11 protein-coding genes are annotated in these 15,848 nt (G+C 74.1%); 2 read left to right on the top strand and 9 right to left on the bottom strand.

Annotated elements, in window-relative coordinates:
• Nucleotides 1–137: 137 nt before the first annotated feature.
• Nucleotides 138–2,480 carry an MMPL family transporter gene (locus tag B056_RS36410; RefSeq protein ID WP_051105621.1) on the bottom strand — a complete coding sequence of 781 codons (2,343 nt, stop codon included), beginning with the start codon at nucleotides 2,478–2,480 and terminating at the stop codon, nucleotides 138–140.
• 394 nt (nucleotides 2,481–2,874) lie between these two features.
• Between B056_RS36410 and B056_RS0113855 the strand changes: the two genes are divergently transcribed.
• Nucleotides 2,875–3,807, top strand: a complete 933-nt coding sequence (locus tag B056_RS0113855) for an aldose 1-epimerase family protein (RefSeq protein ID WP_026239685.1) — start codon at nucleotides 2,875–2,877, stop codon at nucleotides 3,805–3,807.
• A gap of 11 nt (nucleotides 3,808–3,818) precedes the next feature.
• On the opposite strand, the gene B056_RS0113850 is transcribed toward B056_RS0113855, so the two are convergent.
• Nucleotides 3,819–6,743: a toll/interleukin-1 receptor domain-containing protein gene (locus tag B056_RS0113850; RefSeq protein ID WP_026239684.1), complete on the bottom strand. Its 2,925-nt coding sequence runs from the start codon at nucleotides 6,741–6,743 to the stop codon at nucleotides 3,819–3,821.
• A 144-nt stretch (nucleotides 6,744–6,887) separates the two neighbouring features.
• On the opposite strand from B056_RS0113850, the gene B056_RS42710 reads away from it, so the two are divergent.
• A complete protein-coding gene (locus tag B056_RS42710) occupies nucleotides 6,888–7,178 on the top strand; it encodes a hypothetical protein (protein WP_230202987.1) in 291 nt (96 codons plus the stop codon).
• A 7-nt stretch (nucleotides 7,179–7,185) separates the two neighbouring features.
• On the opposite strand, the gene ligD is transcribed toward B056_RS42710, so the two are convergent.
• From ligD to pip, 7 genes are all read right to left on the bottom strand, one after another.
• Nucleotides 7,186–8,247 carry a non-homologous end-joining DNA ligase gene (ligD, locus tag B056_RS0113840; RefSeq protein WP_018502467.1) on the bottom strand — a complete coding sequence of 354 codons (1,062 nt, stop codon included), beginning with the start codon at nucleotides 8,245–8,247 and terminating at the stop codon, nucleotides 7,186–7,188.
• Nucleotides 8,248–8,349: 102 nt separating this feature from the next.
• Nucleotides 8,350–8,955 (bottom strand): response regulator transcription factor, encoded by a 606-nt coding sequence (locus tag B056_RS0113835; protein WP_018502466.1) that lies wholly within the window; start codon nucleotides 8,953–8,955, stop codon nucleotides 8,350–8,352.
• 10 nt (nucleotides 8,956–8,965) lie between these two features.
• Nucleotides 8,966–10,195: a sensor histidine kinase gene (locus B056_RS0113830; RefSeq protein ID WP_018502465.1), complete on the bottom strand. Its 1,230-nt coding sequence runs from the start codon at nucleotides 10,193–10,195 to the stop codon at nucleotides 8,966–8,968.
• Nucleotides 10,196–10,276: 81 nt separating this feature from the next.
• Nucleotides 10,277–11,047: an ABC transporter permease gene (locus tag B056_RS0113825; RefSeq protein ID WP_018502464.1), complete on the bottom strand. Its 771-nt coding sequence runs from the start codon at nucleotides 11,045–11,047 to the stop codon at nucleotides 10,277–10,279.
• Nucleotides 11,044–12,015, bottom strand: a complete 972-nt coding sequence (locus tag B056_RS0113820) for an ABC transporter ATP-binding protein (protein ID WP_035751467.1) — start codon at nucleotides 12,013–12,015, stop codon at nucleotides 11,044–11,046. Before B056_RS0113820 ends, B056_RS0113825 begins: the two co-directional genes overlap by 4 nt.
• A 162-nt stretch (nucleotides 12,016–12,177) precedes the next feature.
• On the bottom strand, nucleotides 12,178–14,340 hold the full coding sequence (locus tag B056_RS0113815; protein WP_026239683.1) for a WD40 repeat domain-containing serine/threonine protein kinase: 2,163 nt from the start codon (nucleotides 14,338–14,340) through the stop codon (nucleotides 12,178–12,180).
• Between the two features lie 448 nt (nucleotides 14,341–14,788).
• Nucleotides 14,789–15,835, bottom strand: coding sequence for a prolyl aminopeptidase (gene pip / locus B056_RS36405; protein ID WP_018502461.1), 1,047 nt, complete (start codon nucleotides 15,833–15,835; stop codon nucleotides 14,789–14,791).
• Nucleotides 15,836–15,848 lie beyond the last annotated feature (13 nt).

Here is a 15,848-nt window from a genome sequence, read left to right as displayed (position 1 = left end):
CGATGTTCCTCCCCGTACGACGGACAAGTACGGGAGGAGTATCACCGGGAAGCCGGTAGATCGCCGCCCCAGGACGTTTCTCCCCGGAAAAGAATCAGGGAACCGCCGGTGGGCGGTGGAACTGACGGGCGCGGGAACTACCGGTGGGCGGCGGAGGCCCGGGCCACGGTCGCCGCCTCGGGCTCGGCGGCGCTGGCGGCGGCGCCCTGCCGGCGGCGCAGCGCGCGGTCGCCCTGCCACCGCTGCCCCAGCTGCACCGACGCGGGCAGGATGGCGGCGCGCAGCACGACGGCGTCCACGGCCACCCCGATCGCCAGGCCGCACCCCAGCATCTTCAGCGTCCTGGACGGCTGTGCCGCTATCGCGAGGAACACGAACAGCATCACGAAGTTCATCGTCAGCACCACATGCCCCAGGTCGGCGTGGCCCCGGCGGACGGCGTCCCGGCCGTCGCGGATCGGGTCGGGCCGGGCACCGTCGCGGCGTCGGGCGAAGACCCGGCCGATCCCGCGCAGTACTCCCCCGCGACCGGAACCGGAACCGGCCGGGTCGGCGCCGCCGCCCGCGCGCAGCCGGGTGAGCAGGACCAGGTTCATCCCCGGGGCCAGCCCGAAGACCGCGAGCATGATCGGCACGAGCACGAACGGCTCGGCCGGGCTGGTCATGACGCCGAGGCGGCGTGCGATGTCCTCGTCCTGGAAGAACACGCGGAGCATGCCGGCGGACGCCAGCACGCTGAGCATGCCGGCCACGCCGAGCACGACGGCGAGCGGTATCGACCCGGCGACCGCGAACGTCACCAGGCCGATCGTGAGCACCACGACGGCGAGGAACAGCGGCAGGGTGGCCCGGAAGCTGCTCGCCGCGTCGTCGAACATCGCGGTGGGGCCGCCGACGGCGGCGTTGGTGACACTGCCGCGCAGCGCCGCGGGCAGCACGTCGTCGCGCAGCCGGCGCACCAGGTCGCTGGCCTGTGGGCTGCGCGGGGCGGCCTCGGGCAGCACCCGCACGACCGCCGGGCCGAGGGCGGGGTCGTCCAGCGACACCGCGGCGGTGCGCACGCCCGGGGTGGCGCGCAGCGCGGCGGCGACGTCCCCGGGCTGGACCACCCGTCCCCCGCCGCCCGGCACGCTGTTCGGGTCGCCGCGGTCGACGGCGACCAGGATCGGCCCGTTCAGGCCAGGGAAGAAGCCCTCGCTGATCAGGTCGTAGGCGCGCCGGGTGGTCATCGAGGTCGGGTCGGTACCGGCGTCGCCCCCGCCGACGCGCAGCCCGTCGGTCTGGTTGGCCAGCGACATCAGCAGGACCCCGGCCGCGACGACGACCAGGGCGGGATACCGGCCGACCTGCGCGGCCCACCAGGAGCGCACACCGGGCCGCCGGGCCAGGCCGGCTCCGGCCATCGCCAGGTAGTGCCGTTCGGCCCAGCTGAGAAGCCGTACGCCGCCGCCGGCGACCAGCGCCGGCAGCAGGGTGAGGACGACCAGGACGGCCAGCGCGGCGGACCCCGCCGCGGCGAGCGCCAGGCCGCCGAAACCGCTCAGCCCGAGCGCGGCGACCGCGAGCAGGGCGAGGCTCACCCCCAGGCCGCCGACGGCCACCGCCGCACCCGTGGACGTCGTCGCCGACGCGGCGGCCTGGAGCCGGTTCTGCCCGTTCAGCAGGGCCGACTGGGCCCGGTGCACGACCACCACCGCGCTGCCCAGGCACGTCCCGAACGCCAGGATCCCGGCGGTGACGGGCGCGAACGGCGGCAGCAGGGTCGTGTGCGACAGGCGCGCGGTGACCGCGACCGCCAGCAGGGTGCAGACCGCCGCCGGCAGCAGGCACACCAGCATGCCCAGCCGGGACCGCAGCGTGACGCCGAGCAGCACGAGCGCGGCGAAGGCGGCGACGACTAGCGGCGCCAACGAGAGCTCCGCCGACCCGATCATGGTGGCGCCCGGCCCGGACGCCTCGACCTGCAGCTCCGGGCCGTCGTAGGCGCGGGAGGCCTCGATGACCCGGTGCACGTCGTCGAGGTGGGGCTGGAGGGCGCCGCCGTCCATCAGGACGGAGATCAGCGCGGTGCGCCGGTCGGTGCTGATCGGGTCCACCCCGGCGGTGGCGGTGCCCAGCGGCCCCGCCGGGTCGGCGACGAACGTGACGCCGGGCAGCCGGCCGACCTCCGCGACCAGGGCGGTGATCCGGTCCCGGGCCCGACCGCCGTCGACGCTGCCGCGCCGGGCGCGCACGACGATCGTCTCGACGTCGGGAAGGTGGCGGCCGGGCGAGGCGCGGGCGACACCGTCCATCGCCCGGGCGGATTCCGAACCGGCGGGGGCGACTTCCTGGGTGTACCGGGCACCCCCGTCGCGAATGTAGTGGACGGCGGGCACGAGGGCGACCAACCAGGCCGCCAGGACGATCCATCGGTAGCGGGCACAGCAACGCGCGAGAAGTCCCACGAACCCGGCGAGCTTCTCGGGCCTGTCGGTCATTTGAACACCCTAGAACGGCAGATAAATGACCAGTCCGCCGTTAGTGGGGTCATCCATAATAATCCGGACACCCACCTTTTTCAGTGCGCACCCAACCGGGGCGCCGGACGCACCCGGAAACGCTGAGAAACCGGACGAAAGTGTAATCCTGGCCGTCGGTGGCGGGGGAGAAATCGTCCCGGGCGCGTAACCATGCGCCGCACCGGTGCCGGGCGGCCGGGCACTGTGGCGGTCCTCGCCCGTGAGAAGGCCCACCCGGCACCCGCCGGAGGCCGGTGCGACGCCGGCGGGTGCCATCGCGATGATGGACCCGGACGGACGGGCCCCGCGGCCCCACGGCTCCGTGGCGCCGGGCCACGGGCAGCCGGTCCGTCCCACGGACGGAGGCAGTGCGGTGGAGACGACGGCGCCGTCCGGGCGTCAGCTCGAACTGGTCCACGGCGAGAGCCGCGCGGTGGTCACCGAGGTCGGTGGCGGACTGCGCGACTACCGGGTCGGCGCCGCGGCGGTGCTCGACGGCTACGGCCCCGGGGAGATGGCCAGCCGCGGCCGGGGGCAGCTCCTGCTGCCCTGGCCGAACCGGGTCGCCGCCGGCCGCTACACCTTCGGCGGCACGAACCACCAGCTCCCGGTGAACGAGGTGGCGCTGGGCAACGCCAGCCACGGCCTGACCCGCTGGCTCGGCTGGGAGCTCGAACGCCTGGACCCGGCCGCGGCGCGGGCCCGGGTCGTGCTGCGCGCCCAGTCGGGCTACCCGTTCACCGTCGCCTTCTCCGCCCGGTACCGGCTGGACGACACCGGGCTGACCGTCACGCTCACCGCGACCAACCTGGGTGACACCGCGGCACCGGTCGGCATGGGCGCCCACCCGTACTTCGTCCTCGCCGGCGCCGACGGATCACCCGCGCCGGCCGACGACATCACGGTCACGGTGCCCGCGGCGACCCGCCTGCGCACCGACGAGCGCCTCATCCCCACCGGCGCCGAGGAGGTCACCGGCGGGCCGTTCGACCTGCGCGACCCCCGCCCGTTGGGCGGGCTCGTCCTCGACACCTGCTTCACCGATCTGCGGCGCGCGGCGGACGGCCGGGCCGGCGTCACGCTCACCGCGGCCGGCGGCACCCTGACGATCTGGCAGGACGAGGCGTGGCCCTACGTCCAGCTGTTCACCGGTGACACCCTCGCCCCCGGCGAGCGGCGGCGCAGCATCGCCGTCGAGCCGCTGACCTGCCCGGCGAACGCGTTCAACAGCGGCGACGGGCTACGGGTACTCGAACCGGGCGAGTCGTTCGGCGGATCCTGGGGGGTGCGCCCCGACCTGCGCTGAGCGCGGCGCCGTCAGCGGGCGAGCAGCAGGTCGAACTGGGCCTGCGCGGCCTCGGGCGAGTCCCGCAGCAGCCGGATGAAGCGGCGGACGGCCTCGACCCCCTCGGCCGCGTAGCGCTCCTCCAGCACATCGGCCCCGCGGTACGGCCAGGACCGCAGCGAGCCCGACCGGATGTAGCGGGCGCACTCCTCCCACATTCGCGGGTCACGGCGGTAGTAGTGCCGCTGGGTCCACGCCGCCAGCGCCTCGTTCAGCCGGGAGGCCGCCGCCCACGCGGGCGTGCCCGCCGCGCCGGCCCGGGCGCCGTGGTCGTCGAGGCCGGTGGCGATCGCCGCGTGGGCGTGCTCGTGCACCAGCGCCATCTCGCAGAACGCGGCGGCCCGGTCCCAGGTCGGTTCGTCCACGACCGCGTCGCCACGCAGCGCGGCCGCGATCCAGCGGAAGGCGCCGGCCCCCATGAGCACGGCCGGCGCGGACGTCGGCACGAGCATCCCGGAGCGCCCGAACCGCCCCGCCCCACCGGTGTGCCGGAAGACGCCGAAGGCGGGCGCGCCGGAACGCAGATAATCGGAGACGACCGGCTCCCGGGTGTCGACCAGCAGCCGGAGCTCCTCCAGCGCCGCGCCGAGCCGGGCCCGGAAGGCGTGGTCGACCGGCGGGTCGACCACGACGCCGCCCACCGAGCGCTCGATCGCCTCGGCGGCCCGCGGCCCCAGCTCGGCGACCAGCCTGGCCCGCACCCCGGGGTCGATGCGGTTACGCGAGTTCGCCCGGATGTGCCGGTCGACGTAGCGGGTGACCAGCTCGCTGTACAGGCCGGCGAAGCTGGGGAAGTCCTCGGCGCAGCGCTGACGCCAGATCAGCGGCGGTTCGGTGCCGGCCGGGTGCTCCGAGCCGGCACCGAGGTCGGTGGGCCGCCCCGCCAGGTAGCGGCGGGCGTTGCCGACGAAGCCGCCCGCCGCCTCCCGGCGCACGTGCTCGAGGTCGGTGCCGGGCCCGACGTCCAGCACGTGGGAGTGGAAGACCAGCAGGAGCTCGCGGACCCGGTCGGTGACCGCCTCGTCCCCGAGGTCGAGCACACCGGGCGGTACGTCACCGGTGTGCTCGACGGCGAAGTGCCGCGCGTCCGGCTCGCAGTTGCGGCGCAGGCTGGTGACCGTCGTGTCGTCGGTGACGTAGGTGGGTGGCGGGTAGTAGCGCAGGCCGGTGAGATCCTCCAGGAACGGCACGACGGTGCGCAGCGACTCCCCGATCCGTTCGACGTTGCCGCCCGACAGCGCCGGGACGAGCGAGAAGACCGGGAAGGTGACGTCGACCCGCCGCCGCGCCGTGCCCTCACCACCCGGGGCGCTCGAGCCACTCGGGCCGCCCGGTCGGCCGGTTCCGGTCTGGCCCGACGGGACGGGAGTCGGGCCCGGCACTGTGCCCGTGCCGGCGCCGGCGCCGGCGCGGTCGGGGTTCGCGAAGCGGTTCAGCGCGGCCGACCAGGGATCGACCTCCCGGAACGGGAGATCCCCGAGCGGCAGCGGCGGCTCGGGCGCCGGCCGGGACCACTGGAACGGGAAGACGAACGCGCCCCGCGGCCGGCGGTTCGCCGCGACCTCCAACGCCCGGCGCCATTCCTTCTCCACGTAGCCCGCCGCCGCGGAGCCCGGCGACCAGAAGAGCGCGAACAGGTCGGCGCGATCGATCGCCGCCTCAAGTTCGGGTTTCCACTCCCGGGTTCCGTCGACGTCGAGGACGTCCAGGAACAAGGTGATGCCCAGTGCCCGGTAGATCTCCCGGAATCGTCGGGCGATGTCGAGGTCGGCCTGCGCGTAGGAACCGTAGATCTCCCGGAACATCGGCGCGGAGCCGGTGGCCGTCACCGGGGTTGTCGACGGGTCCGCGGCGGTGGAGACGGCGAGCTCCAGCGGAATCCGGGCGACGGGAAGGCCGCCCAGGCTGATCTGGACCTGCCCGTGACAGCGCTCATCGCCACCGCCGCCCGGCACGTGGATGACCTCGAACGATGCCGTCTCCGGCTCCGACCCCCACACGACGGGAACACGCGGCGGCCGGAAACGCAGATGGGGAACCGTGGGTGCGATCTCGAGCTCAGTCCCGGCCGGAACAGAACCGGGCGCGGCGGGCACCCCGACGGTGAGCGCCCGCCATTCACCCGCGACGGCGGCCACGGGATGACGCGCGGTGAACAGCACCGCCGACCGCTCGGCCGAAACACCCGGCGGAACCGGTTCGACGGGCGCTTCCGGTACGACCGGCTCCACGGGCACGGTGGGCTCCGCGGGCGGCACGGCGGGCTCCGCCGCCACAACCGGCTCCACGGGCCCTGCCGGCCCCGCGGGCGCCACCGGCTCGGTCGGTGCCGCGGGCGCGGCGGACGCGGCGGGCGCGGCGGGCCGTGAGCGCCCGCGGGTGGCGCTCCGGCGCCGGGTGGCCGGCCGGCCGGACTCGGCCTCGGCCTGCCGCAGCTGCCAGGCGGCGCGCCGGCCGGCGGCGGCGACTGTCCCGGCCAGCTCCTCCCCGCCGGCCGCGGCCTCCCACGTGCCGCCGGTGACACCGACGATCGCACCGGCCAGCTCACTCACCCGCCGCGACGGGTCCAGCACGACGACGTCGACCGTGATGCGGGCCCGGGCGCAGTCGTAGGCGGCCTGGAGCAGGTCCCCGGGTGCCGTGAGGTCGTCGGTGACCAGCAGCAGACGGACGAACAGCGGCCTCTCGGCCAGTTCGGCGACATGTAGCCGGGCCCGTTCCAGCGCGGCGGCGAGATCGGTGGCACCGGTCGGGGCCGCGGTGCGCAGTGTGCGCTCGAAGGCCGCCCGCCCGCCGGCCAGGCCCTCGTAGACCACGTCGGCGGACTCGACGAATCCGACCAGGACGGTCGGCATGTCCGGCGGCAGGGTGGCGAGGGTGTTCGCGACACTCTCCACCGCGACGTCGAGCTTGCGCCGGCCGACCGCTCCGTGCTGATTGGAGCCCGGTGGCTCACCACCAGACTCACCGGAAACTGGATTTTCGGAAACAGCCTGGTCAGGGCCCTGATCGGCGGTAGTCGAGCCAGCTGGAGAGCGCCCGTGGCGACGCCCGGCAAGGTGCGGGAAAGACCGTGGGCCGGCGCCGCGGCGCGCACTTGCGCGCCGACCGAACAGCGGCCGGGCGGAATCGACGGCGAACGGCTCGGTCATGGACGCCGAATGGTCGAGCAGAACAATCCACACCGCGCCGACTCCCCCCTGACCGACGGCAACCGGAACGGGACCTCGGGTATGTGGATCAGGGTACGCGAGCACTGCCGTGGCGGCGGTTACGGGCTGTCGGCGGTAACGAACTGTGCCGTGTTTCCGGCGGTCAATCGTTACCGGTGACCTACCGTCAGTGGGATTTCTTCGCGCGGCTCGGCTGCACGCGCCGCGGCTCACCCGCCATCTTCGGGTGGTCGGGCGGATAGGGCATGTCCTCGAGGCCGTGCTCGCGCAGGTCCCGCTCCCACCACTCCAGCAGTGGGGTGAGATCGTGCGCGGTCTCGTCGATGCCGGCCCAGAGGTCACCGAGGCGCGCGAAACGCTCGGGCACCGTGCGGACGGTGAGCTCGCGCGGCTCGACGTCGGCGAGCTCGGCCCAGCCGAGCGGGGTGGAGACCGGCGCCCAGGCCCACGCCCGCGCCGAGTAGGCCGAGGCGATCGTGCGATCCCGGGCGTTCTGGTTGTAGTCGACGAACACCTTCTCGCCGCGCTGCTCCTTCCACCAGGCGGTGGTCACCAGGTCGGGTCGGCGTCGCTCCAGCTCCCGGGCGAGTGCGATGGCCGCGTGGCGCACCTCGGTGAACGTCCACCGCGGCTGGAGCCGGACGTACACGTGCACGCCACGGCCGCCGCTCGTCTTGGGCCAGCCCACCCAGCCCAGCTCGTCGAGCAGGGCGTGGGTCTCGGCGGCGACGGCCACCGCGTCGGCGAAGCCGGTGCCCGGCTGCGGGTCGAGGTCGATGCGCAGCTCGTCGGGGTGGTCGACGTCGGCGCGCCGCACCGGCCACGGGTGGAACGTGATGGTGCCCAGGTTCGCCGCCCAGGCCACGACGGCCGGTTCGGTCACGCAGATCTCGTCGGCCGTGCGCCCACTGGGGAACGTGATCCGCGCGGTCTCCACGTAGGACGGCGCGTTCTTCGGGGCGCGCTTCTGGTAGAACGCGTCGCCCATGGTCCCGTCGCGCTGGGTGAGCTGGGCGCCCTCGACCACGCCGCCGGGCCACCGCTCCAGCGTCGTCGGCCGCAGGCGCAGGGCCCGGACCAGCCCGTCGGCGACCGCGAGGTAGTAGCGGACAAGTTCGATCTTGGTGACGCCGGCCGCGGGGAAGTACACCCGGTCGGGGTTCGTCACCCGCACCGACCGGTCGCCGACCACCAGCTCGACCGGCTCACCGTGTCTGGACACCGCCATGGGAGGACCGTAGACCCGGGGTCCGACGAAACGCGGACCAACGGACCGGGGCCGTGGCCGGCGCCAGCGGCGGCACCGCTGGCGGCCGGCGGCGGCCGCGACTCAGAGCCAGCCGTTGTGCTCGGCGACGCGCAGCGCCTCCATCCGGTTGCGGGTCCCGGTCTTGGCGATCGCGGACGACAGGTAGTTGCGGACGGTCCCCTCGGAGAGGAACAGCCGGCCGGCGATGTCGGCGACCGTCACGCCGTCCCGCGCGGCGACGAGGACGTCCCGTTCCCGCCCGGTCAGCGGGCTCGGGCCGCCGGCGAGCGTCGCCGCGGCGAGCGTCGGGTCGACCACCCGCTCACCCCGGGACACCCGGCGCACCGCGTCGGCGAGCAGCTCGGCCGGCGTGTCCTTGACGACGAACCCGAGCGCTCCGGCCTCCATCGCCCGGCGCAGGTAGCCGGTCCGGCCGAACGTGGTCACGATCAGGACCCGGGTGCCCGGCGACGTCGTGCGGATGGCGGACGCGGCCGCGAGCCCGTCGATCCCGGGCATCTCGACGTCGAGCAGCGCGACGTCGGGGCGCAGCCGGGAGACCTCGCCGACGATCTCGTCGCCGCGCCCCACCTGCCCGACGACCTCGATGTCGTCCTCGAGCGCGAGCAGCGCCGCCAGCGCGCCGCGGACGAGGTGCTGGTCGTCCGCCAGCAGAACCCTGATCACCGAAGCCTCATCAGGGCAGCTCCACCCGCAGCGAGAACCCCACCGGCCACCCGCGGCCACCCGGGCCGCCCGTGCGGTCGGCGCGGTCGGCACCGCGGGCATTCTCCGCGCGGTCGCGCGGACTGCCGGCGACGAGCAGGCCGCCGACGGCCGCGGCCCGCTCGGCCAGGCCGGCCAGCCCGTTGCCACCGCCGGCGGCGCCCGCGGCGCGCTCACCGAGGCCGTCGTCCACCACCTCGATGGACCGCGCGTCGACCTCCACCCGCAGGTGGCGCGCCCCGCTGTGCCGTACCGCGTTCGTCACGCCCTCCCGGAGCACCCAGCCGAACAGCTCCCGCAGGTCGCCGGGGACGTTCTCCACGGTGGCCGGCAGCTCGGCCTGGATCCCGGCGGCGGCGAGCACCTGCCGCGCGGAGGCCAGCTCGGTGACGAGGCTGACCTCCCGGTAGCCGGCGACGGTCGCCCGGACGTCGGCCAGCCCCTGCCGACCGAGAACCGCCACCTCGGCCATCTCCGCGGCGGCCCGGACCGGGTCGCGGACCGCCAGCTTGGAGGCCAGCTCGGCCTTCACGGTGATCGTCGTCAGCGCGTGGCCGAGCAGGTCGTGCAGGTCACGCGCGATCCGCAGCCGCTCCTGCCCGGCCGCGAGCCGGGCCACCTCCGCCTCGGCCCGGTGCAGCTGGATCCGTTGCCGCAGCCCGGAACGCAGCCCGCCGACCCCGAACGCGACGAGCAGCACGGGCACCGAGACCGACCACTGCGGGCCGTGGACGTCCCACCTGGCGACATGCTGCGGTACCCAGGTGATCAGGACGAACAGCGCGGCGGTCAGCGGGATGAACGCGATCGGGCGCAGCAGGATCACGAACGCGACCGCGACGTACACCCCGAAGACCAGCCCGCCCCGCCCGACGGCCGCCAGGAACAAGACCATGATCGCGGGCATGGACAGGAGCACGAGGAACCACAGCCGGCGTTCGCCGCCGAGCGACGCCGCCGGAAGCGGCCCCAGGTAGATGTATGTGAACAGCGCGATGAGCACCGCACCGAGGGCGATCCGCGCCACCCCGCCGGCCTGGACCATGTCACCGACGGCGTAGGCCAGGTAGACGAGGAAGATCCCGGACGTGTAGCGCCAGCGCCGCACCGCCAGCGCCCGGCCCTCGGGACTCTGCCCCAGCACCGGCTCGGTCAGCCAGTGCCACACCGCGCTGCGCGCGAGCACCGCCGCCACCGTCACCGCCCCACCTCCGCTCGTCCCCACCCGGGCCCGCCCGCGACCACCCGACCCGCCCCGCGACCGTAACCAGCCCGCGCCGGCTCAGGTGCGCAGCTGGTCGGCGCGGTAGGCGCGAACCGCGCACGCGCCGAGGACCGCCGTCCAGACGACGACGGTGGCCACCCCGCGCCATCCCAGCCAGTCTCCGGAGATGACCGCCCTGCCGGCGAACGCCGCCCAGTACATCGGCAGCATCCTGACGATCGCCTCGAGCCAGGACGGGAAGGTGTCCGCGGGCACCCAGAGCCCACCGGCGAGCGCCAGCAGGGAGTAGAGGCCGCCGGCGACCGCCTGGAGGTTCTCCGGCCGGACGAGGTAGCCGATCCAGCAGCCGAGCGCCGCTATCGGGAGCAGCGCGAACAGGATGGAGATCCCGGCCAGCGCCCAGCGGCCCGCCGGCAGGTCGACGTCCCGGGCGAAATGGCCGAACAGGAAGACCACGATCATGCCGGGCAGCGCGACGGTGAACCCGGTCAGGACCTTTCCGGCGAGGTACTGCCGCCCGGTGAGCGCGGTGAGCCGCAGCTGCCGGTTCCAGCCGGTGGCACGCTCCATGCCGATCCGGCCACCGATCGAGAACACTCCGTTCATCGCCCCGAAGGTCGCCATGCTGATCATGATGTAGGGGGCGACGGTCAGGCCGCCGAGGCGTTCGTCCTGGTCGCCGGCGCTGAACGCGGCGAACAGGAGCACCGGCAGCGTGACGCTGAACATGATGAAGCGCGCGTTGCGCCAGACCCGGCCGATCTCGGAGCCGACGTAACGAAAGTTGACCAGGCGGATGTCGGCCGACGGCACGGTCGCGGTGGTCATGCCGGTATCTCCTCCGGGACGGGCTGAGCACCGGTCAAGGCGAGGAAGGCGTCCTCGAGGCCGGCGCCGGCGATCTCGATGTCACGGGCGTCGGGATGGGCGGCGAGCAGGGCGCGCAGCGCGGTGTCGCTGTCATGGCAGCGCAGCACGACGGTCTCGCCGCGGGTCTCGGCCCGGGTGACACCGGGCAGACCCGCCAGATCCGGTGGCCCCGGTGGCCCCTGCGGCCCCGCGGCGGCGTGCGGCAGTGTCGCGCGGATCGTCCGGCCGCCGACCAGCGCCTTCACCTCGGTGGTCGGCCCGTCGGCCACCACCCGGCCCGCGCGGAGCAGCACGATGCGGTCGGCGAAGGCGTCGGCCTCCTCCAGATAGTGGGTGGCGAACAGCACCGTCCGCCCGCCCGCGGCCCAGGCGCGCATGGCCGCCCAGAACTCGCGCCGGCTCTCGACGTCCATCGCCGCGGTCGGCTCGTCGAGGACCACCAGGCTGGGATCGGGCAGCAACGCGAGGGCGAAGCGCACCCGCTGCCGCTGGCCGCCGGAGAGCCGGTCGGTGCGGGTGCGGGCCAGCTCGGCCACACCGGCCAGCGCCAGCACCTCACCGACCGGCCGGGTGCTCGGGTACAGCGCGCTGATCGTCTCGAGCATCGTCGCGACCGTGACTCCGGCGAGCAGGCCGCCGTTCTGCAGCATCGCCCCGACGAGCCCGGCGGCGCAGGCGTCGCGCGGGGCGTGCCCGAAGAGCCTGGCGGTGCCGGCGTCGGGCCGGGTGAGCCCGAGCAGAATGTCGATGGTCGTCGACTTTCCGGCGCCGTTCGGACCCAGCAGCGCGACGATCTCACCGGGCGCGACGGTGACGTCCACCCCGTCCACGGCGGTCCGTGAGCCGTACCGCTTGCGAATGCCGGCGAGCCGCACGCTGGGCTCCGCACCGGCGCCCAGCGGGCCGGCTCCTGATGTCTCCCTCATGGCCACGATGATCCGCAGCCACGCGGCCGGTGCGTAGTCTCCGCGGTCACCGCTCCCCGATGACATCTGTCATCGTGCGGCGGCCGTGGCCATAGCCGTGGTCAGATCGTCGGGGGCGATCTCAGACCCGGCCGGGTGGCAGCGTGCCCGGCACGGAGCCGGTCAGGGGATCGACCACAGCCGGATGGTGGCGTCTGTGCTCGCGCTGGCCAGTACGGCGCTGTCCGGAGAGAACCGCACCGACAGGACCCAGTCGGTGTGCCCGGTGAGTGGTCCGCCCCGTCGCCGCACGTTGGAGAGGTCGGCGACGTCCCACAACCGGACGGTGTTGTCGAGGCCACCGCTGGCCAGCGTGCGGCCATCGGGTGAGAACGACAGGGACCACACACGGGCGGTGTGCCCGGTCAGGTCCCTGCCGACGCGGCGCGGCTCGCCGGGAATCGCGAGATCCCACAAGCGGATCACGCCGTCGGCATCGCCCACGGCCAGCACCCGCCCGTGCGGGGAGAACGCCGCCCCGAACACCGCGCTCGGCCCGGGCAGCCCCCGCTCCAGCCGGTGCGGGGCGGCGAGATCGTCCACTCCCCAGAGCACGACGGTGCTGTCACCGCCGGCGGCGACCAGGACGAGCCCGTCCCTGGAGAACAGCACGGACGTGACGTAGCCACGGTGGCCGGTGAGCGGCGACCCCATCGGCCGCGGCATGCCGCGGTCAGCGACGTTCCACAGGCGCACCGTGCCGTCCTCGCCGCCACTGGCCAGCGTGCGCCCGTCCGGCGAGAACGCGACGGACCACGCGTGCCCGACGTGACCGAGCAGCGGCGTGCCGGTTACGGATTTCGGGTCGTGGCCGGTCACATCCCACAGCCAGACGGTGCCGTTCCAGTCGCTGCCGGCCAGGGCCTGGCCATCCGGGGAGAACGCCAGCGCGGTGACCCCGTCCGCCGGTCCGGTGAGCGGGCGACCGAGGCGCTGGGGGGCGGTTCTGTCCCGCAGGTCCCAGAGCCACACCTCACCCTTCGTGTCGCTGCTGGCCATGATCTTCCCGTCCGGGGAGAACACCGCCGACAGCGCCCAGTCCGTGTGCCCGCCCAGCGGGTGGCCCAGCAGCCGGGCACCGTCCGGGCGGCCCAGGACGACGGCGAGCCCGGTGCCGACCGCTCCGAGCAGAACCACCAGGACGGCGGCCGTCACGATGAGCCGCCGGCCGGGCGAACGGCGTGGGCCACGCCGGGCTCGCCCGCGCGAGCCGGCTTCCGGTTCGGCCGGGTCGCGGCCCGCCCCGCTCGGGGTGTTCCCGTCCGCCGGCGCCTTCCCGGGCGCGCGGTCGTCAGGTGCGGGACCCGCTCGTTTCCCCTCTGCTACCTTCCCCGGCGGCTGGGGCGGCGTCCCGGGTTCCACCGGCAGCGGCGTCACGTGAATCCCGCCCGCGTGCCGCGTCCTGGACGGTGCCATGCCGGTGGCGGCCATCAGGTCGTGGTCGACGTGCACGGGCACGCCCGACCGTGGGATCCAGTCAGGTCCGAACGCCTCGGTGGCGGCTCGGGAGAGGTCGAAGGCGAAGGCGTACGCCGACGGGGGACGGTCCCCCGGGTCACGGGCCAGTGCGCCCGCCACCACCGTTGCGACTGGATCGGGGATCCTCGATCCCCGTGACAGGCCGAACCGGGACGGGCCGTCCGAGCCCTGGCGCGGAACGGACGCGGGGTTGGTGGGGGCCACACCCGTCAACAGCTCGAAGAGCACCACGCCAAGGGCGTAGATGTCTGTCGCGCGCTGCAGTTGGCCACCCTCGAACTGCTCGGGGGCCATGTAGAGCGGAGTCCCTACGACCGTGCTCGCCGCCGGACCGGACCCGGCGACGACCTTCGCGATACCGAAGTCCGCCACCTTCAACCGGCCAGCCGTGTCGAAGAGGATGTTGTCCGGCTTGATGTCGCGGTGCAGCACGTCGTGGTCGTGCACGCAGCGCAGCGCCTGCGCGACGGCAAGGCCGACCCCGCAGGCGGTCAGCGACGTCATGCCGGCCCGGCGCCGGGTGAGCGTGCCGCCGCTGAGCATCTCCATGACGAGCAGGCTGAGCTCGCCCGTCTCGACATAGTCGTAGACCCGGACGACATGGGGATGGTCAAGGCCGGCGAGGATCCGCGCCTCGTCCGCGAAGCTGCGCCTGCCCGGCCCCCGCATCACCATCTTGACGGCGACATCGCGCTGCAACCCTCGATGCCAGCCCGCCAGGACGAAACCGGAGGCGCCCGCGCCCAGCAGGTCGCCGAGGGTGTAACCCGGTAGCGCCGCGGCAAGCCTCGCCCGATCATAGATCATCTCCACCGGATCCCGTCGCGGATCGACCCGAGGACCCCTGCGCTATCCCCATAAATGCCGCAGACCTCGCCCACGACGCGTCATCCTAGAGCCCTCTGTTCAGGCGCTCCGAAAGGCCCCACAATCTCCCTGTCCATCGGGTCCTCCTCCACCTCTCCGCGTCGCGGCATTCCCTTCTCTCCGCGCTTTGGCGCGATGTTTTCCGACCCGCGACCGGCCCGTCGCAACCGTACCGGGCCGGTTGTCTTCGCCTGCATAGCTGCCGGAATCGCGGAGGGCAGCCGCAGGCCGGATCGATTGCGACCGTGCCGCATTCTCCGGTTCTCTCCGCAGGCCTGGAAATTCGGAGATCTGCCTCTTGGGCAGCACACGATCCGAATCCTGCGGGACCCGTCGTCCCTGGGGCCGACGGTCCTCGTCGGAGCCGTCGCCCCGGGATGAGCGGTTGCTACGACGGAAGGTGGCCGCGGGCATCCCCGTCCGCGATGTCATCCAGTGCCCGGATGATCTCCCTGCCCAGCGCCTCGCTGCCGGTGTGGCCCGAATCCGTCACGGGAACGAGACGGGCTCCCGGCCAGGCACGCGCGAGTTCCCAGGCGGTCGCGTAGGGGCTGCTCAGATCCTGGCGACCGTGGATGAGCACGCCCGGGATACCGGCCAGCCGTCCCGCCTCGCGCAGCAGCACTCCCTCCTCCAGCCAGGCGCCGTGCGCGAAGTAGTGCGCGCAGATGCGGACGAGGGCGAGCCGGGCCGCGGGCGCCCGGTCGCTGTAGACGTTGCGCCGCCCCTTCGGCTCCAGCGAGATCACCGCGTCCTCCCAGGCGCACCACTCACGCGCGGTGGAGGCCCTGACCTCGGGATCCGGGTGTGTCATCAGCCGGGCGCACGCCGCCGCCAGCTCGCGCCCGCGCGGCACGGCGAGGGCCGGGCCAGGGTGCGCCCCCTCAGGAGGCGCGGCCCCGGGCGGGGCCATCGCGGCGCGGAACCGCTCCCACTCCTGCGGCAGGAACCGCGCCACCCCTCCGTACAGCCAGTCGATCTCCGTCCGTCGTGTGGTGGTCACCCCCGCGACGACGATCCCGGACACCCGCCCGGGGTGCCGCTCGGCGTAGGCGAGGGTCAGCGTCGACCCCCAGGAGGCCCCGTACAGCGCCCACCGGTCGACGCCGAGATGCCGACGGAGCAGTTCCATGTCGGCGATCAGGTGGTCGGTGGTGTTGTGCCGCAGGTCGGTCGCCGGGTCCGCCGCGTGCGGTGTGCTGCGCCCGCAGCCGCGCTGGTCGAACAAGATGATCCGGTACCGGGCCGGGTCGAAGTAGCGGCGCGAGCCCGCGGAGCACCCGGAGCCCGGGCCACCGTGGACGACGAGGACCGGCCGGCCCGACGGGTTCCCGCAGGTCTCCCAGTAGATCTGGTTCGGGTCGGCGTCGTCGCCGTTCCCGACCGGCAGCAGGCCGTGCGCGTACCGCTCGATCGGAGGGTACAGCGGGCTCATCTCGCCATGATCG

The organism is Parafrankia discariae (genome assembly GCF_000373365.1).
GTDB lineage: Bacteria > Actinomycetota > Actinomycetes > Frankiales > Frankiaceae > Parafrankia > Parafrankia discariae.
This window is presented reverse-complemented; position numbering and strand designations above follow the sequence as displayed.

What these genes read in the sequence shown, in the direction of transcription:
- pip (WP_018502461.1), bottom strand. Translation starts at nt 15,835, where the DNA reads ATGAGCCCGCTGTACCCTCCGATCGAGCGGTACGCGCACGGCCTGCTG.
- B056_RS0113825 (WP_018502464.1), bottom strand. Translation starts at nt 11,047, where the DNA reads ATGACCACCGCGACCGTGCCGTCGGCCGACATCCGCCTGGTCAACTTT.
- B056_RS0113815 (WP_026239683.1), bottom strand. Translation starts at nt 14,340, where the DNA reads ATGATCTATGATCGGGCGAGGCTTGCCGCGGCGCTACCGGGTTACACC.
- ligD (WP_018502467.1), bottom strand. Translation starts at nt 8,247, where the DNA reads ATGGCGGTGTCCAGACACGGTGAGCCGGTCGAGCTGGTGGTCGGCGAC.
- B056_RS36410 (WP_051105621.1), bottom strand. Translation starts at nt 2,480, where the DNA reads ATGACCGACAGGCCCGAGAAGCTCGCCGGGTTCGTGGGACTTCTCGCG.
- B056_RS0113820 (WP_035751467.1), bottom strand. Translation starts at nt 12,015, where the DNA reads ATGAGGGAGACATCAGGAGCCGGCCCGCTGGGCGCCGGTGCGGAGCCC.